The organism is Pseudomonas aegrilactucae (assembly GCF_019168305.1).
Taxonomy (GTDB): Bacteria; Pseudomonadota; Gammaproteobacteria; order Pseudomonadales; family Pseudomonadaceae; genus Aquipseudomonas; species Aquipseudomonas aegrilactucae.
In genome coordinates this window covers 1-20,501 of sequence record NZ_JAHTBI010000043.1, presented here as the reverse complement: position 1 = coordinate 20,501, position 20,501 = coordinate 1, and the positions used below count along the sequence as shown (strand labels likewise).

General features: G+C 61.8%; 19 protein-coding genes and 1 pseudogene. 14 read left to right on the top strand and 6 right to left on the bottom strand.

Annotated features, from left to right (window positions below):
- The first annotated feature begins 203 nt into the window (after positions 1–203).
- From gcvA to KUO17_RS12700, 3 genes and pseudogenes are all read left to right on the top strand, one after another.
- The gene (gcvA, locus tag KUO17_RS12710; protein WP_217975906.1) at positions 204–1,094 is read left to right on the top strand and encodes a transcriptional regulator GcvA; all 891 of its coding nucleotides are present in this window, start codon (positions 204–206) and stop codon (positions 1,092–1,094) included.
- Positions 1,095–1,183: 89 nt separating this feature from the next.
- Positions 1,184–2,431 (top strand): 2-aminoadipate transaminase, encoded by a 1,248-nt coding sequence (locus tag KUO17_RS12705; protein ID WP_217975905.1) that lies wholly within the window; start codon positions 1,184–1,186, stop codon positions 2,429–2,431.
- Positions 2,432–2,531: 100 nt separating this feature from the next.
- Positions 2,532–2,840, top strand: a pseudogene (locus KUO17_RS12700) (MerR family transcriptional regulator); the annotation flags it as partial.
- Positions 2,841–2,853: 13 nt separating this feature from the next.
- Here the strand turns inward: KUO17_RS12700 and KUO17_RS12695 are convergent.
- Entirely contained in the window at positions 2,854–3,894 is a 1,041-nt protein-coding gene (locus tag KUO17_RS12695) for an NAD-dependent epimerase/dehydratase family protein (RefSeq protein ID WP_217975904.1), read from the bottom strand.
- Positions 3,895–4,085: 191 nt separating this feature from the next.
- Here KUO17_RS12695 and KUO17_RS12690 point away from each other — a divergent pair, with 191 nt between their 5' ends.
- Entirely contained in the window at positions 4,086–4,673 is a 588-nt protein-coding gene (locus KUO17_RS12690) for a hypothetical protein (RefSeq protein WP_217975903.1), read from the top strand.
- On the opposite strand, the gene KUO17_RS12685 is transcribed toward KUO17_RS12690, so the two are convergent.
- Positions 4,648–5,082 carry an Imm10 family immunity protein gene (locus KUO17_RS12685; RefSeq protein WP_217975902.1) on the bottom strand — a complete coding sequence of 145 codons (435 nt, stop codon included), beginning with the start codon at positions 5,080–5,082 and terminating at the stop codon, positions 4,648–4,650. The two genes, KUO17_RS12690 and KUO17_RS12685, sit on opposite strands and share 26 nt — an antisense overlap.
- Positions 5,083–5,379: 297 nt before the next feature.
- Positions 5,380–6,390, bottom strand: coding sequence for a zinc-dependent alcohol dehydrogenase family protein (locus tag KUO17_RS12680; protein ID WP_217975901.1), 1,011 nt, complete (start codon positions 6,388–6,390; stop codon positions 5,380–5,382).
- Positions 6,391–6,562: 172 nt separating this feature from the next.
- On the opposite strand from KUO17_RS12680, the gene KUO17_RS12675 reads away from it, so the two are divergent.
- The 7 genes from KUO17_RS12675 (at position 6,563) to KUO17_RS12645 (ending at position 15,695) form a co-directional block, all read left to right on the top strand.
- Complete coding sequence (locus KUO17_RS12675; protein WP_217975900.1) at positions 6,563–7,486, top strand: LysR family transcriptional regulator; 924 nt, start codon at positions 6,563–6,565, stop codon at positions 7,484–7,486.
- On the top strand, positions 7,443–8,054 hold the full coding sequence (locus KUO17_RS12670; protein WP_255263559.1) for an RNA polymerase sigma factor: 612 nt from the start codon (positions 7,443–7,445) through the stop codon (positions 8,052–8,054). The genes KUO17_RS12675 and KUO17_RS12670 overlap by 44 nt, the downstream gene beginning before the upstream one ends.
- A gap of 5 nt (positions 8,055–8,059) precedes the next feature.
- Positions 8,060–8,989 carry a FecR family protein gene (locus KUO17_RS12665; RefSeq protein WP_217975899.1) on the top strand — a complete coding sequence of 310 codons (930 nt, stop codon included), beginning with the start codon at positions 8,060–8,062 and terminating at the stop codon, positions 8,987–8,989.
- 94 nt (positions 8,990–9,083) lie between these two features.
- On the top strand, positions 9,084–11,549 hold the full coding sequence (locus KUO17_RS12660) for a TonB-dependent siderophore receptor (RefSeq protein WP_217975898.1): 2,466 nt from the start codon (positions 9,084–9,086) through the stop codon (positions 11,547–11,549).
- Between the two features lie 136 nt (positions 11,550–11,685).
- Complete coding sequence (locus tag KUO17_RS12655; protein WP_217975897.1) at positions 11,686–12,225, top strand: sigma-70 family RNA polymerase sigma factor; 540 nt, start codon at positions 11,686–11,688, stop codon at positions 12,223–12,225.
- Entirely contained in the window at positions 12,218–13,186 is a 969-nt protein-coding gene (locus KUO17_RS12650) for a FecR family protein (protein WP_217975896.1), read from the top strand. Before KUO17_RS12655 ends, KUO17_RS12650 begins: the two co-directional genes overlap by 8 nt.
- A gap of 79 nt (positions 13,187–13,265) precedes the next feature.
- Positions 13,266–15,695, top strand: coding sequence for a TonB-dependent siderophore receptor (locus KUO17_RS12645; protein WP_255263558.1), 2,430 nt, complete (start codon positions 13,266–13,268; stop codon positions 15,693–15,695).
- A 93-nt stretch (positions 15,696–15,788) separates the two neighbouring features.
- Here the strand turns inward: KUO17_RS12645 and KUO17_RS12640 are convergent, their stop codons facing one another.
- A complete protein-coding gene (locus KUO17_RS12640) occupies positions 15,789–16,391 on the bottom strand; it encodes a hypothetical protein (protein WP_217975895.1) in 603 nt (200 codons plus the stop codon).
- Positions 16,392–16,513: 122 nt separating this feature from the next.
- On the bottom strand, positions 16,514–17,455 hold the full coding sequence (locus KUO17_RS12635; RefSeq protein WP_217975894.1) for an alpha/beta fold hydrolase: 942 nt from the start codon (positions 17,453–17,455) through the stop codon (positions 16,514–16,516).
- Between the two features lie 93 nt (positions 17,456–17,548).
- Here KUO17_RS12635 and KUO17_RS12630 point away from each other — a divergent pair, with 93 nt between their 5' ends.
- Entirely contained in the window at positions 17,549–18,133 is a 585-nt protein-coding gene (locus tag KUO17_RS12630; protein ID WP_217975893.1) for a CGNR zinc finger domain-containing protein, read from the top strand.
- 192 nt (positions 18,134–18,325) lie between these two features.
- Positions 18,326–19,126 carry a hypothetical protein gene (locus tag KUO17_RS12625; RefSeq protein WP_217975892.1) on the top strand — a complete coding sequence of 267 codons (801 nt, stop codon included), beginning with the start codon at positions 18,326–18,328 and terminating at the stop codon, positions 19,124–19,126.
- A 197-nt stretch (positions 19,127–19,323) separates the two neighbouring features.
- On the opposite strand, the gene KUO17_RS12620 is transcribed toward KUO17_RS12625, so the two are convergent.
- Positions 19,324–19,653: a hypothetical protein gene (locus KUO17_RS12620; RefSeq protein WP_217975891.1), complete on the bottom strand. Its 330-nt coding sequence runs from the start codon at positions 19,651–19,653 to the stop codon at positions 19,324–19,326.
- 440 nt (positions 19,654–20,093) lie between these two features.
- On the opposite strand from KUO17_RS12620, the gene KUO17_RS12615 reads away from it, so the two are divergent.
- Positions 20,094–20,402 carry a DUF3077 domain-containing protein gene (locus KUO17_RS12615; RefSeq protein ID WP_217975890.1) on the top strand — a complete coding sequence of 103 codons (309 nt, stop codon included), beginning with the start codon at positions 20,094–20,096 and terminating at the stop codon, positions 20,400–20,402.
- Positions 20,403–20,501 lie beyond the last annotated feature (99 nt).

Genomic DNA, 20,501 nt, shown 5'->3' with positions numbered 1-20,501 from the left:
ACTAGTGCAGTGTTCGTATTCGCCTCTTCATTGAAATTTCGGGTGCACTTTCCCAGGCCTTGAAGGCCATCGAAAACAGCGGTTGAAATCATTGACGCAGGTCAGTATTAATCTGCGAAGAGGCTGCTTACAAACGACCTTTTAGAAACACATGATTCCCCTGCGGAATGAACTCAGTCCTTTTCATCCATCCGGTGCCTTTGATGTCCAAGCGTTTGATGCCCTCCACCACGACCCTGCAGTGCTTCGAAGCGGCGGCACGCCACCTGAGCTTCACCCGCGCCGCGCAGGAGCTGCACCTGACCCAGAGTGCAGTGAGCAAGCAGGTCGCGCAGCTCGAGGAGATGCTCTGCCACAACCTGTTCCAGCGCGTGCGCCGGCGCCTGCACCTGACGCCTGCAGGCTCCCTGTACCTGACCGAAGTGAACAAGATCCTCACCCAGCTGGATATCTCCAGCCGCTACATCCTTACCTATGGCGGCGAGACCCAGGTGCTCACCGTGGCCACCCAGCCGACCTTCGGCGCGCGCTGGCTGGTGCCCAACCTGCGCGGGTTCAGCCACCAGCACCCGAACATCCACCTGGACATCAAGAGCGAGCTGGAACCGTTCGACCTGCTCAACAACAAGGCCGACATCGCCTTCTTCTTCGGCCAGGGCACCTGGCCGGGGGCCACGTGCATCGAACTGTTCCATGAGGACGTGGTACCGGTGTGCCACCCCGAGCTGATTGGCGCCGAGCCACCGCGCAGCGCCCAGGACCTGACCCGGCACCTGCTGCTGCAGTGCACCTCGCGCCCGGAAGCGTGGCACGAGTGGTTCTTGCAGCAGGACCTGCACTCGCAGCAGAGCTACCACGGGCCGCGTTTCGACACCTTCTACCTGTGCATTCGCGCGGCGCAGGCCGGTTGTGGCATCGCCCTGGTGCCGCGCTACCTGGTGGCCGAGGAGCTGGCCGAAGGCAAGCTGGTGGTGGCCTGGGACCACCCGATGGCCAGCGAAGGCGCGCACTTCATCGCGCATGCCGAACATGCCGCGCAGGTACCGAAGGTGAAGGCGTTCGTGGAGTGGATTGGCGCAAGGATTGCGACTTGAAGGAATGATTGCTCGACTTTATTTCGCTTGTGGCGCTTGGCAGATGTTGGCTTAGATATATAAAAACTTACGTCCGCCAGGTAGTGAACATGACGCATGAAACGATCAGCCGATCCATTTCGATCGCCCATCCGATTACACTTTCGCACGGGCGCAATGCGCAGGTGTGGGACACCGATGGCAACGAATATATCGACTTTGTCGGTGGTATCGGTGTGCTCAACCTGGGGCACTGCAACCCCGCGATCGTCAGCGCCATCCAGCACCAGGCCACGCAACTGACCCACGCCGCGTTCAACGCCACGCCGCATGGGCCGTATGTGGAATTCATGCAGCGCCTGGAGGCCTTTTTGCCGCTGAGCTACCCGATGGCGGGCATGCTCACCAACAGCGGTGCGGAGGCGGCGGAGAACGCGCTGAAGGTGGTGCGCGCGGCCACCGGGCGCACCGCGGTGATTGCCTTCGATGGCGGGTTTCACGGGCGCACCCTGGCCACCTTGAACCTCAATGGCAAGGTCGCGCCGTACAAGCAGAAGGTCGGCGTGCTGCCGGGGCCGGTGTTCCACCTGCCTACCAGCGCCGACAACGGTGTGACCACCGAACAGGCCTTGCAGGCACTGGAGCGGTTGTTCAGCGTCGAGATCGACGTGAACGAGGTGGCGTGCTTCATCCTGGAGGCGGTACAGGGCGAAGCGGGTTTCCTGGCGCTGGAACCTGCGTTTGCGCAGGCACTGCGTACGTTCTGCGATGCGCACGGGATTCTGATCATCATTGACGAAATCCAGTCGGGCTTTGGCCGAACCGGTCAGCGCTTTGCCTTCCCACGGCTGGGTATAGAGCCCGACCTGCTGTTGCTGGGCAAAAGCATTGCCGGCGGTGTGCCGCTGGGTGCGGTGGTGGGCCGGCGCGAGCTGATGGCGAGCCTGCCCAAGGGTGGGTTGGGCGGTACCTACTCGGGCAACCCGATGGCGTGCGCGGCGGGCGTGGCGACGCTGGGGTTGATGAGCGATGCCAACCTGGCGAGCTGGGGCGAGTTGCAGGAGCAGGCGATCGTGGGGCGCTACCAGGCGTGGAAAGCCAAGGGCTTGACGCCTTACCTTGGGCGCTTGACCGGGGTGGGGGCGATGCGCGGCATCGAGCTGATCACCCCTGAGGGCAAGCCGGCCACGGCGCAGTTGGCCGAAGTGATGGAAAAGGCGCGTGCGGCGGGGTTGCTGCTGATGCCGGCGGGCAAGGCACGGCACATCATCCGCCTGCTGGCGCCGTTGACCATCGAGCCTGAGGTACTGGCGCGTGGGCTGGACATCCTGGAGCAGTGCCTGGAGGAACTCGCTTGATGCCCGTGTGAGTAACGCAAGGCAGCTACCTTGCCCCTTACCTGTCCCGGGCGTATCGTCCAGAACCTCTGCCACCCCCACCGCAACAAGGACGCTTGGCATGTTCATCGGACGACTCGCCCACCTCACCGGCTGCACGCCCAAGGCCATCCGCCTGTACGAAGCGCTGGGGCTGATCCAGGAACCCCGGCGCAGCGGGCGCTACCGCGTTTACACCCCCCATCATCTGGCAATGGTCCAGCTGATCCGCCGGGCACAGCAGGCCGGTTTCAGGCTGGCCGAGATGAAGCCACTGCTGGACGCCAAGCACGCCCTGCAAGCCTTCCCGCTGGCCATGGCGAACCAGGCCGTCGATGCCAAGCGCCAGCAGGTGCAGCAACAGATCGCCGAGCTGCAGGCGCTGGATGTTCATCTGGTGACGCTCAGGCAGGAGATGAATGCACTGTTCGCACAACCGACGCCATGTCTTCATACGGCTGCCGAGGCTGGCGCTGCAGATAGGCAAATGCTTCAGCCAGCGCCACCTGCGGCGAACGCGGGTTGAAGCCCAGCTCGCCCCTGGCCTTGAGCGTGCTGTACTGCTGCCTGACCTTGTGAAACATGCGCACCTGGCTGACCAGCAACTGCGCGGGCTGGCCGGTCAGTTGGGCGCGACGCTCCTGCAGCCAGGCCGCGCACAGCAGCAGCCACCGCGGTGCGGGCGGTGGCAGGCGATAGCCGGGGCTGACCGCGTTGAGTGCACCGAGCACATCGCCAAGCGAGGAGCAGTGGCTGTTGGCAAGCAGGTAGCGCTGGCCCGGCTGCCCCACCAGCGCCGCGCGGATCAGGCCGTCGGCGACGTCACGCACGTCCACGAAGTTGAAATGAAAGCCGGGATCGAACGGCATCTGGCACAACCTGAGCGCTTGCAAAAACCCCATGGTGTCGGTGAGGCGGGCAGCGTTGGGCCCGATGATTGCCGACGGCAACACCGACACCATCCACAGCCCCAGGACCTGGGCGGTTTCCCAGGCGGCGCGTTCGGCGAGTAGCTTGGAGGTGTAGTAGGCGTTGCGGGTGTCGGAGTTCCACTGCGTTTCGTCCAGTGCCTCACCGGCGTGGCCGACGGCAGCGACAGAACTGACATGCACCACCCGCTCTACCCCGGCACGCGCGGCTGCGGCGAGCACGCAGCGGGTGCCCTGCACGTTGGGCGTGATGATTTCGCGCTGCGGGTCACGGGCCCAGTGCTTGAATACGGCCGCGACCTGAAACAGCACCTCGACGCCTTGCATGGCCTTGAACATGGCCACCTCGTCGAGGGCCTCGGCATAGACCACTTCGCAGTCAAGGCCGGCGAAGGGTGCCAGATTGCGAACGTCGCGCACGCCGGCACGAACGCGATAGCCCTGACGCAGCAGCGCCCGCACCAGGGTGTTGCCAAGATGACCGTTGGCACCGGTCACCAGACAGAGAGTGCTCATCTGAAGCTCCAGCAGGATGCGGTTGTGTATTGCTGGAGTGTGAGGTCTGTCCTTGGGGACAGAGTCAATGCCTGAGTGCGGCAAGACGTCCAGGCACTGCGCGGCACCCGGCGGGCATATTCCCAATCAATGACTATGCTTTGCCCGTACCCCACGCACCTCATTCAGCCATCACTAGGGAAAGCAGGCTCATGACCCCGATTCGCTCACTCGCTCAGCGCGCAACCCTCGCCACCCTCCTCGCCACCGCCAGCCTCGCCGCCCACGCCGCCGAACTGCCATTGGCCGGCGTGGCGCTGGAAGACCACATCACCACCCAGGTGCTGGCCGTTGACGCCGCCAACTATCAGGTCACCGTGGAAGGCCCCGACCAGAGCCGGATTCCCATCCAGCTCTCGGACAAGGCCAAGTCGCTGCCCAACCTGAAGGTCGGTGACCAGGTCGACGTCTACGTCAATCGCTCGGTCGCCTATGTGCTCGATACCAGTGAAGGCGGCGTGCCCAAGGTCAGCGAAGCAGCCGGCACCGTGCGCGCCACCAAGGACAACCCGAACCCCGGTGGCGAGGCGTTCCGCCAGGTGAAGGTCACCTCCAAGATCACGGCCATCAACCTGAAAGACCATGAAGTGACGCTGCTGCCGCCAGAAGGCAAGGTGAAAGTGGTCAAAGTGGAAAACCCCGAGCTTCAGGCCCGCATGAAAAACCTCAAGGTCGGCCAGACAGTGGACGCCATCTACACCGAGGTGCTGACCATCAAGACGTCTCGCCAGGACGGCTAGCCGGCGCAGCGGCCACCCGATGAACACGCGGCGCAACGTTCATCGGGCTGGCCGTGAACACTGCCCTGAGCGACGCCTCGATGCCGTCAAGGGGCCCCAGCGCAGGCGAAATGGCTATCTCGACAGTCCGTATGCCCTCGCACCAGGGCGTTCTCTGGTCAAACGTGAACACCAGCTTGTCGGTGCTGATCAGCACCTCATCGATGCCGCTATATCCCGCCAGCGACGGCTCACCGATTTCGACGTAGCAGACGTCGTGCCCCAACGCCACGTCCTGCTCGTCGGGCTCTTCGGCGCGCTGCAGGATGAGGTAGTGCCGAGGGTCGTCTTCACGATCGGCAAAGCCGACGGTGAACACATCATCTTCGGTGTAGGCGCTGTAGCAGGTGGCTGAAAATTCGATGTTCATTGCGCGGGGATCATCTGTTGAAACAGGCTTCTGGTGGCGGTGTGATTGAGCGCCACGTCCTGAACCAGAAAATTGACCCGTTTCTTTTTGACAACCTTTTCATTCATCAGCACTTCTCCTCAAGTACGTTCGCCCTGCGATCGGCCAGGCCAAGACCGGGGATTCTAGCACTGGCCAGAGCCGGCCACGCCACAGGGCGGTGAGCTGGTGCAGGTGCTGATGGAGTCGTTTGGTAGCTGAGCATCGTGGCGCAAAAGGCCCGCCTCGCGGTGCAGGAGGCAGGCTGCTTGGGGGGTATCAGGCAACCTTGATGACGATCTTGCCGAAGGCTCCCCTGGCGAGGTGCTCGTAAGCTTCACGCGCCTGGTCGAACGGATATACCTGGTCGATCACCGGGCGTATCTGATGTTCGTCGAGAAACGCGTTCATGCGGTCGAATGAGGAGCGCGGCGCAACGGCGATACCGCGGATCGTGGTCTGGCGGAAAATCAGCGGCATCAGGTTGAGCTCAACGGTCTGCCCGGTCAGAAAGCCGATCTGTGCAATACGCCCGGATGCCTTGGTGGCTGCGATCGACTGATTGATGCCGCTGCCCCCCGCCACATCAAGCAGTAGATCCACGCCCTTGCCGCCAGTCAGTTTCAGCACTTCGTGCGCCCAGGCTGGGGTGGTCCTGTAGTTGATTCCCGCCACCGCGCCCAGACGCTTCACAGCGTGCAGATTCTGCTCGCTGCTGGACGTTGCGATCACCTTGGCGCCAAGCGCGGTAGCAATCTGCACGGCAAAGATGGACACACCGCCAGTGCCTTGGACCAGCACGGTTTGACCCGGCTGAACCGCGCCGAAGTCCACCAGTGAATACCAGGCCGTGAGCGCGGCAATCGGCAGCGTTGCCGCCTCTTCGTCGCTCATGCTGTCGGGCGCGCCCACGGCGCTGTCCTGATGGATGATCATGTACTCGGCCAAACCGCCCGGCAAGGGCGAGCCGAAGCAGTAGTCCGGCTCGTTGGGGCCAGGCTCGCCGTCCAACCAGCGAGAGTACAGGTGCGAGTTGACCCGATCGCCCAGCTGGAAGCGCGTGACGCCGTCACCGACCGCCACCACTGTGCCGGCCGCGTCGCTCACGGGGATCAGCGGCCTGGGTACCTTGTCCGGCTCGTAAATGCCGTCGACGATAGCCTTGTCGCGAAAGTTGAGCGAGACAGCACCCACCTTGACCAGTAGCTCACCGGCCTTCGGTCGAGGGGTCTCAACCTCTCCCAGTTGCAGGTTGTCGAGCCCGAAATCGCTCAGTAGCCAAGCTTTCATGATGAGTCTCCAGATACACGTCAATGGCCCAAACCGAAACAGGTTGGCCTTGGGCACATCTTTCGCGTTTCAGCCGGCGCAATAAATACGCGCAAAAAGACATGATTGTTCTATTATTCAGCAACAATTATTTACGACTACGCACCTCGGTCGGGGCGCCCAAGGGAACGTCATGGAACTGCTGCAATCGATGCGCCTGTTCGCAAGGCTTGCTGAACTCGGCAGCTTCACCAAAGCCGCCGAATCGCTGGATATCGGGCGGCCGCAGGTCACCCGCTACATTCAGGAACTGGAGACGTCGCTGGGTGTGCGACTGTTCCAGCGCACCACCCGCAAGGTGGCGCTGACCACCGAGGGCGAGCAGTTCTACGCACGCGTACAGGAGATTCTGGCGGGTGTTTCTGCGGCGACCTCAATGTTTGATCGTACCGGAGCAACCCTGGTGGGTCGGCTTCGCGTAGACATCCCGACGGCGTTCGCGCAGATGGCACTCATCAAGCGCCTCAAAGGGTTCACCACACAGTACCCGGGTATCAACCTGGTGCTGGGCGTGACCGACCGCGCCGTGGACCTGGTGGGCGAAGGCGTCGACTGTGCGTTGCGTATCGGTGACTTGCCGGACTCGACGCTGATCGCACGCCCCATCGCGATGGCAACCATGGTGACCTGTGCAGCGTGCGACTACCTGCGCGAGCACGGCGAGCCCAGGACACTCGATGATCTGGCCGCGCATAGCACCGTCAACTTCCTCTCCGGGCAGAGCAACCGGACATTGCCCTGGCACTTCTCGGCCAAGGGCCGGAATCAGGCGTTTGTCGGCAGCGCAGGCATCACCGTTACCGAGTCGAACGCGTATGTTCAGTGCGCCGTGGCGGGTTTCGGGATCATTCAGGCGCCCGGCATCGCCGTGGCAGAGCACTTGGGCAGCGGTGCCCTGGTGGAGATTCTAAGGCCCTATCGGCCAGCCCCTCGCCCTGTGTCGGTGCTGTACCCAAGCCGCACGCACCTGGCGCCGCAGGTGCAGGTGTTCATTGAATGGCTGCAGGATTGTTTTGCGCAGTTGCAGCCTGAGTGGCTGGAACGATCACGCCCATAATTGCAAATGCAAAACATTACCACTAACCTTTGCCGCCTCCACGGTTACGCGGCTGCCGCCCATGTCGAGCATGACTACCGAAGAACTTGAACGCGCCTTCAAAGCCCACTCGGGAGAGCTGCGCTCGTTTTTCTATCGGCATTTGAAGAACACCGAGACAGCCGCAGAGCTTGCACAGGAAACCTATTTGCGGGTACTGCGCCAGCCACCGCGCGAGCCCGTGTTGAATGTGCGCGGCTTCATCTTCCGCATTGCACGCAACCTGATCATCGACCATGCACGCAGCCGCGAAACCCGCGATCACCACGACCAGGGCATGGCCTATCTTTACGAGGTCACCGGGGAAAGCCCCGAATTGTTCGAGGTCGTCGCTGCCCGCCGCGACATGGACGCCCTGGGCGAGGCGCTCAAACGCTTGCCTGCGCAATGCCAGCAGATCTTTCTGATGTGCCGCCTGCAAGGCCTGCCGCACAAGCAGGTGGCGAAAACGCTGGGCGTCTCTGTCAGCACGGTGGAAAAACAGTTGGTGGTTGCCCTCGACTTTCTTCGTCAATGCCTGCAACGATGAACCCCATGCACGATCATCCGTCCCCCATCACCGACCCTTCAAACGTCGATCACATTGCCCATGGCTGGGTGGTGCGTCTCACCTGCGGCACCGCGTCGCCGGAGGATGTGGCCGCGGCGCGCGCCTGGTGCGACGAGCACCCGGCGCACCAGCAGGCATTCGTCGAGGCGCGCCGGCTGTGGCAACTGACCGGGCTGTTGAAGGCACCTGCGCAACGGCGCACCTACAAGCGCCATTGGCAATTCGCCAGCGCTGCTGTGCTGGTGCTGGGCTTGAGCATGCTGCTGGTGCGCCAGAACGCCTGGGACGCGGATTACCACACCGCACGCGGCGAACAGCGTCGCATCGAACTGGCGGACGGCTCGCATATCCTGCTTGATTCAAATTCGGCCGTGGATGTGCAGTTCACTGCCGCCGGCAGGACCATCGTGCTGCGCAAAGGCGAGGCGCTGTTCGATGTGATGCACGACCCGCAGCGGCCTTTTCGCGTCGAAGCCGCCGACCTCAGCGCCACTGCATTGGGCACGGTATACGCAGTTAGCCGCACAGGTAAAGACACGCAGGTCACGGTCGCCCGTGGCCGCGTGAAGGTTGAAGATCCGTCCGGCGATGCGGTTTTGCAAGCCGGTACGCGCATTGAACAGAGCGCCCATGGGCTGGGCACCAAAGCGTCCGTGAACGTCGCTCAGGCCCTGGCCTGGCAGCATGGACGCCTGGTGTTTGACATGACCCCGCTGGCCGACGTGCTGGAGCAACTGCAACGTTATCGCCCGGGGTTCATCCACGCGGCGGATGAACACGTGGGCAACCTCAAGGTCAGCGGTACCGTGCAGCTTGATCGCCTGGACGAGGGTGTAGAGAGCCTGGCGCAGGCATTTTCCCTGGACGTGGTGCGCTACACCAACTACTGGGTCGTGCTCAAAGCCCGTCGCTGACGCTATTTTTCAATTATTTTTACGGGTCCCCGCGTGTCGCCCGTCTTCCTTTCCTAAAACGCTAATGCCTCGCATTCAAGGAAAAGGAACGCACATGTATCGCCCGTGCCACACCGTCAAACCCACTCTCCTGGCTGCCACCCTGCGCCGTATCGTCCTGCTGGCGAGCGCGCTGCCCCTGCTGGCCGTCGCGGCGCCCGTGAACCTGAACATTACTGCGCAGCCGCTGGCCAGCGCGCTCAATCATCTTGCTGAACAGAGCGGCTTGCAGATCATCTATGACGGACGGATCGTGGAGGGCAAATCGAGCCAGGCCATTCGCGGTGCCCAGGAACCGCAAGCGGCCCTGGAGCAACTGCTCGAGGGCAGCGGCCTGACCTGGCGCAGTACGGGCGCAGGCAGCGTGGTGCTGGAACCCCGGCCGGCCAACAGCGGTGCGCTGGAAATCGGCGCCACCACGGTCAACGCCAACCCCTTGGGCGCAACCACCGAGGGCACCGGGTCCTACACCACCGGCGTGACCAACACGGCCACCAAACTCAACCTGAGCCTGCGCGAGACGCCGCAGACAGTCAGCGTCATGACCCGCCAGCGTATCGACGACCAGGCGCTGAGCACCATTACCGAGGTGCTCCAGCAGACGCCGGGGGTGTCGGTGCAGAGCATGGGCAGCGAGCGTTTCAATGTGTACTCCCGGGGTTATCCGATCAGCAGTTACCAGATCGACGGCATCAAGACCACGGCAGAAATCCAGACCCAGGACGTATCCCAAAGCCTGGCCGACATGGCCATCTACGACCGTGTGGAAGTACTGCGCGGTGCGTCAGGCCTGATGAACGGTGCCGGCGACCCTTCGGGCACCCTGAACATGGTACGCAAACGCCCTACTTCGACGTTCCAGGGGCATGTCGCCGGCGCCGTCGGGTCCTGGAACAAGTATCGTGGTGAACTGGATGTTTCCGGCCCGCTGACCGAGACCGGCAACGTGCGTGGACGCTTTGTCAGTGCCTACCAGCAGAGCGACAGCTTCATCGACGTCTACCAACAGGAAAAACAGGTGCTCTACGGGGTACTTGAAGGTGACTTGTCCGAGAGCGATACGCTTACAGCTGGCATTTCCTATCAGAAGGATGATCCCAAAGGCGTGTTCGGCGGCGTCGGCAACCCGCTGTTCTACAGCAATGGAAAACAGACCAGCCTGTCGCGCTCGTTCAACGTCGCCAGCCGCGACAACACCAATCAGGTCGATGCCTACAACCTGTTCGCCACCTACCGCCGGCAGTTCAACGACGATTGGGCGTTGAACGTCTCGGGCAACTACCTCTACAGCAAGCGTGATTACCAGTGGGTAATGGGCGCGGTGTGGTCAGGCTTCCCCAACGAGACCACCGGCGCCGGGCTGCCGCTCTACACCCAACAGGGCAACAGCCGTCAGGACCAGGCCGGGCTGGATGCGCGACTGGAGGGCGCGTATGAAGTGCTCGGGCGCAAGCACGCGTTGGTGATGGGCTTCAACTACACCGACTCGCACACCCGCACCGATACCTATCGGGAGACAGGCGGCCTGGCCGGTCGAACCCCTTTCAATATCTACACCTGGAACAACACCACGGGTGATCCGGTATTCGGGGCCAAGTTCTACGACAACGATACCGACATTCGTGAGCGCGGCTACTACCTGGCCACACGCCTGAACATCACCGATAAGTTGAACGTCATCCTCGGGTCGCGGGTCAGCGACTACGATCGACACTACTCGTACGTCAACGCAGATGCGGCGCGCAGCGTCTACGACCTGGATCAGTCCAGCCGCAAACATGCCGTGGTCACGCCGTATGCCGGGATCACTTATGACCTGAACGAGCAGCACACGCTGTACGCGAGCTACGCCACCATTTTCATGCCCCAGTCTTACCGCGACCGCACGGGTGCAATGCTTGACCCGCGTGAAGGTGACACCTTCGAACTCGGCCTGAAAAGTGCGTTCTACGAGGGGCGCGTGAACACCGCCATCGCGCTGTATCAAATCAACCAGGACAATCTTGCAGTCGCTGACGGCGACAGCTCGGTACCGGGTTATCCGCTGGAAACGGCCTACCGGGCGGCCGATGGCCGTACCCAGGGCGTGGACCTGGAAGTGACCGGCGAAGTGCTGCCCGACTGGAATGTCATGGCGTCCTATACCTATGGCAGGACCGAGGATGAGCACCACGACCCCATCCAGACCATCATGCCCGAGCACATGGCGAAGCTGTGGTCCACCTACAAACTCCCGGGGCAGTTGAACAACCTGACCGTGGGCGGCGGCTGGAACTGGCAGAGCAGGATCCACTTCAGCTATTCATCGTGGATGTTTGCCCAGCCGGTAGAGGCAGAACAAACCGCCTATTCGACCTTCAATCTGATGGCCAGGTATGATTTCACGCCGGACATTTCGGCCACGTTGAACGTGAACAACGTGTTCGACAAGAAGTACCTGAGTTCCCTGGACCAGACCTTCAACAGCGGGTTCTACGGGGATCCGCGCAATGTGCTGCTGAGTACCCGATGGGCGTTCTGAACAGGGTATTGAGCCTGTAGATCCGGCATCGGTCTGGCGTGGCCACGCTTGACCGATACCAGAACCTTTTACGTGTACGAGCCCGAGCGCATGCTGCTACAATGCGACAAATTCTCATTCACGTCTTTCATATCCCGTGCAGTCCACTTCCTCGGCAAACCACCCCCATCATCAAGTCATCGGTCAGCTCTACAGTCACCACCACGGCTGGCTGCAGGGCTGGCTGCGCAGGCGCCTGGGCAGCACCGCCGATGCTGCGGACCTGGCCCAGGATACGTTCGTGCGACTGCTCAGCAGTGCGCCTGGCGAGCCGCTGAACTTCGCCAGGCCGCGCGCCTATCTGGCCACCATCGCCAATCGCCTGACCCTCAACCTCTACCGCCGCCGCTCACTGGAGCAAGCCTACCTGGCCGCGCTGGCGCAAACGCCGGAAGATCTGGCGCCGTCGCTGGAGCATCAGGCGCTGGTGCTCGAGGCCCTCGACGAGATCGACCAGGTACTTGCCCTGTTGCCCGCCAGAACCCGGCAGGCGTTTCTGATGGCGCAACTGGAGGGGTATACGCAGGAAGAGATCGCCAGCCGGCTCGGCCTCAACGTGCGCTCGGTACAACGCTACCTTGCGCGGGCGTTTGAAGAATGCATCGTGCTCGCCAGCCAGAACGCGTCGCATGGGTGATACGCCCATCGACCGGCGCATTGCCCGTGAGGCGGCCAGCTGGTTCGTGCGCCTGCAAAACAGCGGCGCTGGCGCCGCCGAGCATGCCGCCGGCGCCGAATGGCGGGCGCGACACGCAGATCACGAACGGGCCTGGCAACTGGCCGAGCGCTTCTGCGGTCGAGCCCAGTTGCTTGCCGGGGATGCCGAACGCGCGGCGCTGGAGCGCCCGCGCAGCCTGGAGCGGCGCCAGGCGCTCAAGATCCTAGCGGTGCTGATCGCTGCCGCCCCGCTCGGCCTCGCTGCACACCGGGGCCTGCCGTGGCGCGAGTGGCAGGCGGACGAGCGCACCGCCACGGGGGAACAGCGCACCCTGGACCTGCCCGACGGCGGACAGATTCGCCTGAACACCGGTAGCGCCGTTGATCTCGCCTACGACGACAGCGTTCGTCGCGTGCGCCTCATTGCCGGCGAGATGCTCGTCCAGGTGCCGCGCGAACAGGCCAGCCGGGCGTTCATCGTCGATACCGCCCACGCGCACATCACCCTGCTCGGCAGCCGTTTTCTGGTGCGTCAGTACCCGCACTCCACCTACCTCGCCGCACTGGAAGGCGCTGTCGAGGTGCGCCCACGACTGTCACGCGGTGCTGATGGCCTGACCCGCCTGGCGGCTGGCCAGCAGACCCATGTAGACACCCAGGCCGCGCAGCCTCCTATGGCACTGGCGCAGCATCGCCTTGACTGGCTCAGCAATGTGCTGCGCGCAGAAAAGATGCGCCTCGATGACTTCATCAGCGAGCTGGATCGCTACCGACCTGGCCTGCTGCGTTGCGATCCGGCGGTAGCCGGGCTGCTGATCTCCGGCGCCTTCCAGTTGCGCGACACCGACCAGATTCTGCGTGCCCTGAGCCAGACGCTGCCGGTCAACGTCCACTACCGCACGCCCTACTGGGTCACCATCACGGCGCGCGCCAGTGCGTAACAAGAATCATTGTCGTGTTTTACTCAGGCTGCGTGTCCCTCTCTTAACCACTTCACTTTCACAAGGGCGGGACGAACACATGGCGACGACGCAGGGCATGCAACCACTGGCGCGGGCAGTACACGCTGCAGTACTGGGCCTGATCATCGCGGGCACCAGCCTGACTGCAACATCGTCGCAGGCCGTCGAGCAAAGCGCGCAGCAGGGCCGTGCCTACAAGGTACCAGCCGGTAACCTGAGCACTACCCTTGCCGACTTTGCCAGCCAGGCGGATATCACCCTGCCCATCGAACCGGGGCTGGTGGAAGGTTTGCGCAGCCCCGGGCTCGATGCCACCACCAGTGTGGAAGGCGGTCTGCAGCAACTGTTGCGGGGCACCGGCCTGCAAGCGTCAGCGCAGGGCAATGGTCTGTACCTGCTGACACCGCAGGTCGCTGGCACAGGCTTGGAACTGGGCGCAACCAGCGTTACCGGACAGGGCCTGGCGGCGACTACCGAGAACAGCGGTTCCTACACCACCGGGACCATGCAGACTGCCACCAAGTTGCCCTTGAGCTTGCGCGAAACGCCACAGTCGGTCAGCGTGGTCACGCGCAAGCGCATGGACGACAAGGCCATGACCAGTATCAGCGATGTCGCCAAAAGTGCGCCGGGCATTTTCCTCAATAACGCCGGCGGCGTTGGGCGGCCCACCTTCAGCGCACGCGGTTTCGACGTCGACAACATCATGTACGACGGTTTCCCAACCAGCTTTTTGACCTACCTGCCCAGCGGAGAAGCCAACCTGGCCATGTATGACCGGGTGGAGATCGTTCGCGGCGCCACCGGGCTGGCCCAGGGTGCCGGCAACCCCGCTGGCGCCATCAACCTGGTGCGCAAGCGCCCGACCCATGAGTTTCAGGGCACGCTCACCGGCAGCGCCGGTAGCTGGGACGATTACACCGGCACGCTGGATATCGGCGGCCCGCTCAATGACAGTGGCACCCTGCGCGCCCGCACCGTGGTCTCGCGCCAGGACGCCAAAAGCTTCCGTGACTCGGTGCAGAGTGATCATGATCTGTTCTACGGCGTGGTCGACGCCGACCTGAGCGACAGCACCACGCTGACGCTGGGGGCCTACCGGCAGAAGAACCATACCAACTATATCTGGGGCGGGTTGCCCATGGCCCGTGGCGGCGGTCACCTGGGGCTGCCACGCGACACCTTCCTGGGCCATGACTGGGAATACTCGGACGATCGCACCACCGGCTATTTCGCCACCCTGGAACAAGGCCTCGCCAACGACTGGACGCTGCGCCTGGCCGCCATGCAGTCCAAGACCGACACCGACGTGCTGGCCTCTTCGGTATGGGAATACGATCGTCACTACCTGTGGACCGAAGCCATGGAGCAAAAGGAAACCGGCTACGACCTGGCGCTCAGCGGCCCCTTCCAGTTGCTCGGCCAAACGCATGACCTGACCCTGGGCGTAAGCAAGCGTGAGCTGAATTATCGTTCCGGCAAGGCCTGGAGCAGTTTCATCGACGCGGGCAGCAACCCCTTCGACTGGGATCCAGGTGCGCATGCCAAGCCGGATTACGTCACTGGCAGCAACGGCCTTCCCGAGACCACCACCCAGGACAGCGTCTATGCCACCACCCGCCTGCGCCTGAGCGAGCCACTGTCGCTGATCCTCGGGGGCCGTGTCGACTGGTACGAATTCGACGACGGCCAAGACGGCGAAGGCAACTACAAGGTCACCCGCAATCTGACCCGCTATGCCGGCCTGGTCTACGACCTGGACGCCAATCACTCGGTCTATGTCAGCTACACCGATATCTTCAAGCCACAGAGCAGCAAAGGGCTGGACAGGAAAGTGATCGTCCCGGTAGTGGGTGAGAACTACGAAGTGGGCATCAAGGGCGAGTACTTTGGTGGCGCACTGAACACCAGCATGGCTGTATTCCAGATCGACCAGAAGAACCGCGCCCAGGAGTTGCCTGACAACAAGGGGTGCGGCTCAGGCCCCGCCAGTGCCTGCTACGAGGCCGCCGGCCTGGTGCGCAGCCGCGGCGTCGACCTGGAAGTCCAGGGTGCCCTGACCGACAACTGGCAACTGGCGGCCGGCTACACCTATACCCAGACCCAATACGTCAGTGATGCCAATGCAGCCCGCGAAGGTGAAGACTTCGACCGCAAGAAGCCGCGTCAGCTGTTCAAGCTGTCCACGATCTACACCCTGCCGGGTGAGCTGCAGCGCTGGCGCGTGGGCGGTGATGTGTACCAGCAGAGCCGCATCCGCACGGCGGGTGGCACCGGTGCCACTGCCTGGAAAAACCAGCAGGGCTCGTACACGGTGGTCGGCCTGGTGGCAGGCTACAAGGCCAGCGAGCAACTGGACCTGCAGGTCAACGTAAACAACCTGTTCGACCGTACCTACTACACCAGCATCGCCAATGGGGCCTATAGCCCGTACGACATCTACGGCGACCCCCGCAACCTGAAACTGACTGCCCGCTACAGCTTCTAGGGAGCGGTTCGCTGCCAACGATCGAGCGGCTGCTATCCGGCCAGATGGGGTCGCTCACTGCCTACGAAATGAGGGACGATTCAAGCAGCACCTCTATAAAACGTCTATGCCGGGATAGAGATCCGCAGGGGGCTGGTAATCGGGATCCTCGAAGCGACTGTTGTTGTAATGCGTTTTGGCCGTCGGCCCTTCGCCTTTGTAAGTCACCTGCGGGTTGGGGGTGAGGTGCCACCCGGCACCGTCCTTGTCGCGCTCGATCAGCGACGGGTACAACGTACAGGTGCCTCCTGAGCCGGAGGTCAGCCTGAACTGATAATAGCGCCCCGCCTGGGGTGTGAACTTCGTTGTGACGTAGCAGGATTGGGTGCGCGGCCCCTCCCAGAACATGCCCACGTGCGTTTCGATACCGGGCCGGATCCGCGTTTCATAGTAGTCCGACGTCAGGTCTTGCCCTGCCTTGGGCATCCCCTCATCCTGCGTGTGGGTGAACGGAAGCGGCCCGCTGCGGATGACGCCCCCCGAACGCACACCGTTTTCGTATTGGTACAGATCGGCATGCTGCGTGAAGTTGACGATGCGTATCCACGCGGGATCGGGCTCGTTCTCAGGTGCTGTGAAGTAATCGGTATGTGGCAGATACTGGCAGCCGGCAAACAACGGCAGGGCCAGCAGGCAGAGTGCAGGGCGTATCGACATGGAACCAGTCCTTTGCAGAGTCGTTGTAAAGACCCCAGCAAAGGAGATGCATTCCGTAACCGGTACAAAATTTCCTGGGGGCCGTCAACGCTCCACTGGAATACGCCTTCAGGACCTACCCGCTACCGAAGGGTCTTGTCCAGGAACCCACGAATGACAGGAATGATCTGCTGGCCGTGAGTTTCAAGCGCGAAGTGTCCGGTGTCATAGAAGCGAATATCCGCATCCGGCAGATCGCGCTTCCAGGCCTCGGCCCCGGCCGGAAGGAAGAACGGATCGTTCTTGCCCCACACCGCCAGCAGCGGTGGCTGGTACCTGCGAAAGTACGCCTGGAAGGTGGGGTACATCGCGACGTTCGAGGCGTAATCCAGCACCATATCGAGCTGAATATCCGCATTGCCGGGCCGCGATACCTGAAGCCCTTCCAGCGTGTAGCCATCGGGTGAAACCGAGCTCTTGTCGGCAACCCCTTCAAGGTATTGCCACTTGATCGAGGCCGGCGTCGGGAAGTCTTTCAGGGCATTGCGGTTCTGCTGCGTAGGTTCGTGCCAATACGTCTGGATCGGCGCCCAGCTGTCGCCCAACCCTTCCTCATAGGCATTCCCGTTCTGAGAAATGATTGCGCTGACCCGATCAGGATGGGCGACAGCCAGACGCCATCCTACGGGGGCGCCGTAGTCGTGAACCATAAGCGCGTATTTATCGAGCTTGAGCTGTTCGGTGAACTGGCCGATGGTCTTGGCCAATTGAGCGAAAGTATAGGCGTACCCGGCCCTCGCAGGCGCTTCGGTGAAGCCGAACGCAGGCAGATCCGGCGCGATCACATGATAGCGATCGGCTAGTTGGGGGATAAGTTCGCGGAACATGAACGATGATGCGGCGAAGCCGTGAAGCAGCAGTACCGTAGGGGCGCCGGGGTTGCCCGCCTCACGATAGAAAACCTTCACATCACCGACTTGCTCGTAGCGGTAATGAACCACGCTGGTTCCATTGGCGGCCTGCGCACCGCCAACCAGCACAGAGACCGCGAGGCCGGCACCTGCAATCGATTTGGAAGAGGTCATGACGATTCCTTATGTAACCGTTAAATTTGCCGTTTGAAGGTTACGCAGCTATTTGGTAACCTGTCAATATTATTTTGACGGTTACAGGGCGACATGAATCCGACCAGCGTTTCCTCCGGCCCACTCTTTCTGGCTGACAACCTTGCCCTCGATTTCATCAATACCGAGTACGGTGTGGGTGAGCAGCATCACGACTGCCTTACCGATGATCAAAGCGTCATGAACTGGCTGAAGATGGCCGGGCAGTTACCTGAGCACGCGGCCCCGAAAGTGCCGCATGGGCTGCTGGCTGAAGCGCGCAGGCTTCGCGACTGTTCAAGGGCGTTGGTGAACGCTGCAATGAAAGGCGTTGCAGTCGATCTCAGCTGGATCAATCAACTGCTTGAAGCAGGTCGCCCGGTGACCAGGCTGGAATGGGATGGCAAAGCGCAGGCGATGCGGGTCGGCGTTCATCAAAGGGACTGCAGCCCGGCAAGCTTGCTTTGGCCTGTGGCCGATGCGTTGGTGAAGCTGGTCACGAGCGAGAAGTTCGAGTTCGTTCGCCAGTGCGAGGCGCATGACTGCATTCTGATGTTCCACGACCTGAGTAAATCGCACCGCCGCCGCTGGTGCAGCATGTCGACGTGTGGCAACCGCATGAAAGTGGCGGCGTTTCGTTCCAGGCACAAACTTGAGTAGACCGAGTACAGCATCCCTGGGCCCGGCCCGTATCCAGTGCGGTCATGCCTGGGTTTCGACAAGCTGCCTGCGACAACACCGCCAGTTGGGTCGGGCAGCGGCTCATACGCTCTATGAGAACTGCTGCTCAATGCGAACGGACACATTATGTTACCTTGCCCCTCCCTTTAATCGACTTCAGGAAGAGGTCTCATGCAATTCCCCTTTGCTGCAAACGAGTTCAATGAAGCCCAGGCACTGAAACAGGCTTGCAAGAGCGCTCGCCTCAAGGCGCTAAGCGTCATGGCCACTGCGACGTTCATGGCCCTCGCGAGCACAGCCACCCTGGCAGCAGATGACATTTCGGGCGTAACCATCGGCTCTTCGTTGGCTGAAGCCAAAGAAGCCATCGCCAAGGCCAACCCCGACTACGCAATTACACCGCTGATGCTGACTACCGGGCAGGAAGCGGGTGTCACGGCGAAAACCGATACGCTCATGATGAGTACGGGCACCAACCACCCGGGCGGACCTTCTGACGAGTTTGCAGCATTGCTCAACGACGCTGGCAAGGTATGGTTCGTCGCACGCGTGCAACGCCTCGATAAAGGAGGCCGCATCGAGGTCAATACGTTCAAGAACGCGCTGATCGAGAAGTTTGGTCCACCCTCCGACACCACGGCAATCGGAGCAATGGGCTTAACATGGCAATACGACCGCAACGGTAAACAGTGGACTGGATCGGGCTCGGCCCCATGCCAGGGTAACGGCACCATCACGCCTATTCCTGGCGTTTCGGTCACCGCTCCGCGCTCGTTCAGCCCCAGATGCGGGAAAATCATCTCGGTCAGAGCGGCAAAACAGACGGATAATATGGTGGCGTCCTACACCCTCACCATCACCGACGCCAAAGGCATGTTCGATGAGCTGAGCGCACGGGATGCGAACGAAGAAGCCACGCGCAAACAGAAACTGGCCGACGAACAAGCCAAGGCCGTGAAACCGAAGATCTGAGAACACGTCGGTAGCTTCCAGCCATCGCCCCTGTCACGTTCGCATCACTCATCGATGAGCGCTGAAAAGCCACGATCACGAGCAGCACGGCAGGTGCTGATGATGCGATACAGCGTTTGCGGCCCGCGGCTGCAAAGGCGCGCCGGACCGGGGCGGGAGGGGCTGACAGCCACAGCGAGCCAGTCAGCCCCTCCAGATCAATCTACCCGCACGAACACGTTCTTGGCCATCTCACTGCCGCCAATGGCTTCCAGACGCTTGCCGCCATCCAGTACGCGAACGTTGATCAACGCGACCCCGTCTTTGTTCCGAGCAATGACCACATCGTCCTTGCGCTCCCACTCACCGACCTTGACCTCGATGCCGTTTGCGATGATGTAGTCACTCGAGAACTCGACCTTCTGGGTGGGGCCCTGGATGCCCATCACTGTGGTGGTTTGTTCGTAGGTGCCTTCCAGCGCGTCGTTGCCGCAGCCGGCCAGTATGCCGAACGGCAATGCCGCGAGTACGAGTTTGAATTGACGCATGAAATGTCCTTATCTGTGGGTGTTGATCAACGTTGTCGGCCCTTGCACATGAAATGACACAAACGACCCTGCGCGTATTAAGCCATTGAATTCAAAAGCAAGCCAGATCGTCGACGTGCAAGCATCAACACTGAAACGGTAATGTCTCATCCTTCCATCAGCCAGAAACTTGAATCCCCACCCCAACCCCGTTAACCTTGCCCCGTCGTTGTAAATCCAGCGACCGGGTTTGGTAGCCCGAGTACTCTATGACGTGCAAGCGTCCATCCGTCTCAGCTGGCGCTTTTTTTTGTGTCTGCTGTTTCGTGTTATGGCGGCTGTACGCAGGGCGCATTCGTGCGCGCTGGGTTCCTAGAGTCCCGGTCTACCAACCTGCGTATGGCCGTCACCCTTCGTTTGGTAGCGATGAGTGACAGCTCCACCACTCTAGGAGCAGCACAATGACAAAAATCGTCCCCGATCCCCCGCTAGCCACCACCCTGCGCAAACCCGTCTACACCTCCTTCGGCTGTTGCCACGGCGATCACCCTCCCCTGTTTTCCGTGCGCGAGAACATCAAGCTCGAAGACGCGCTGGTCTACCTGTCGATCATGATCCAGTGCGCCAAGGACACCACCGCACAAGCCTGCGAACGCGCCGATGAGCAGTTCAAGAGCCTGCTGATGGCCTCGCAGCATTCGCTGGAATTGAGCAATGCGTTGATCGAATCGGTGCTCGATGGCATGGAGGCGAAAGCGCCAAGCAAGTAACGATGCAACCACACGGGCCGCAGATGCGGCCTGACGAAAGCGAAGACGTGCCAACGACTACTATCGGCCAGAAGCAGACGTAGGGATGCTCCGATCAAC

Coding starts and splice junctions, on each gene's coding strand:
- KUO17_RS12680 (WP_217975901.1), bottom strand. CDS start 6,390: ATGAAAGCTTGGCTACTGAGCGATTTCGGGCTCGACAACCTGCAACTG.
- KUO17_RS12705 (WP_217975905.1), top strand. CDS start 1,184: ATGACGCATGAAACGATCAGCCGATCCATTTCGATCGCCCATCCGATT.
- KUO17_RS12685 (WP_217975902.1), bottom strand. CDS start 5,082: ATGAACATCGAATTTTCAGCCACCTGCTACAGCGCCTACACCGAAGAT.
- KUO17_RS12640 (WP_217975895.1), bottom strand. CDS start 16,391: ATGTCGATACGCCCTGCACTCTGCCTGCTGGCCCTGCCGTTGTTTGCC.
- KUO17_RS12650 (WP_217975896.1), top strand. CDS start 12,218: ATGGGTGATACGCCCATCGACCGGCGCATTGCCCGTGAGGCGGCCAGC.
- KUO17_RS12675 (WP_217975900.1), top strand. CDS start 6,563: ATGGAACTGCTGCAATCGATGCGCCTGTTCGCAAGGCTTGCTGAACTC.
- KUO17_RS12665 (WP_217975899.1), top strand. CDS start 8,060: ATGCACGATCATCCGTCCCCCATCACCGACCCTTCAAACGTCGATCAC.
- KUO17_RS12635 (WP_217975894.1), bottom strand. CDS start 17,455: ATGACCTCTTCCAAATCGATTGCAGGTGCCGGCCTCGCGGTCTCTGTG.
- KUO17_RS12630 (WP_217975893.1), top strand. CDS start 17,549: ATGAATCCGACCAGCGTTTCCTCCGGCCCACTCTTTCTGGCTGACAAC.
- gcvA (WP_217975906.1), top strand. CDS start 204: ATGTCCAAGCGTTTGATGCCCTCCACCACGACCCTGCAGTGCTTCGAA.
- KUO17_RS12625 (WP_217975892.1), top strand. CDS start 18,326: ATGCAATTCCCCTTTGCTGCAAACGAGTTCAATGAAGCCCAGGCACTG.
- KUO17_RS12690 (WP_217975903.1), top strand. CDS start 4,086: ATGACCCCGATTCGCTCACTCGCTCAGCGCGCAACCCTCGCCACCCTC.
- KUO17_RS12620 (WP_217975891.1), bottom strand. CDS start 19,653: ATGCGTCAATTCAAACTCGTACTCGCGGCATTGCCGTTCGGCATACTG.
- KUO17_RS12615 (WP_217975890.1), top strand. CDS start 20,094: ATGACAAAAATCGTCCCCGATCCCCCGCTAGCCACCACCCTGCGCAAA.
- KUO17_RS12695 (WP_217975904.1), bottom strand. CDS start 3,894: ATGAGCACTCTCTGTCTGGTGACCGGTGCCAACGGTCATCTTGGCAAC.
- KUO17_RS12645 (WP_255263558.1), top strand. CDS start 13,266: ATGGCGACGACGCAGGGCATGCAACCACTGGCGCGGGCAGTACACGCT.
- KUO17_RS12660 (WP_217975898.1), top strand. CDS start 9,084: ATGTATCGCCCGTGCCACACCGTCAAACCCACTCTCCTGGCTGCCACC.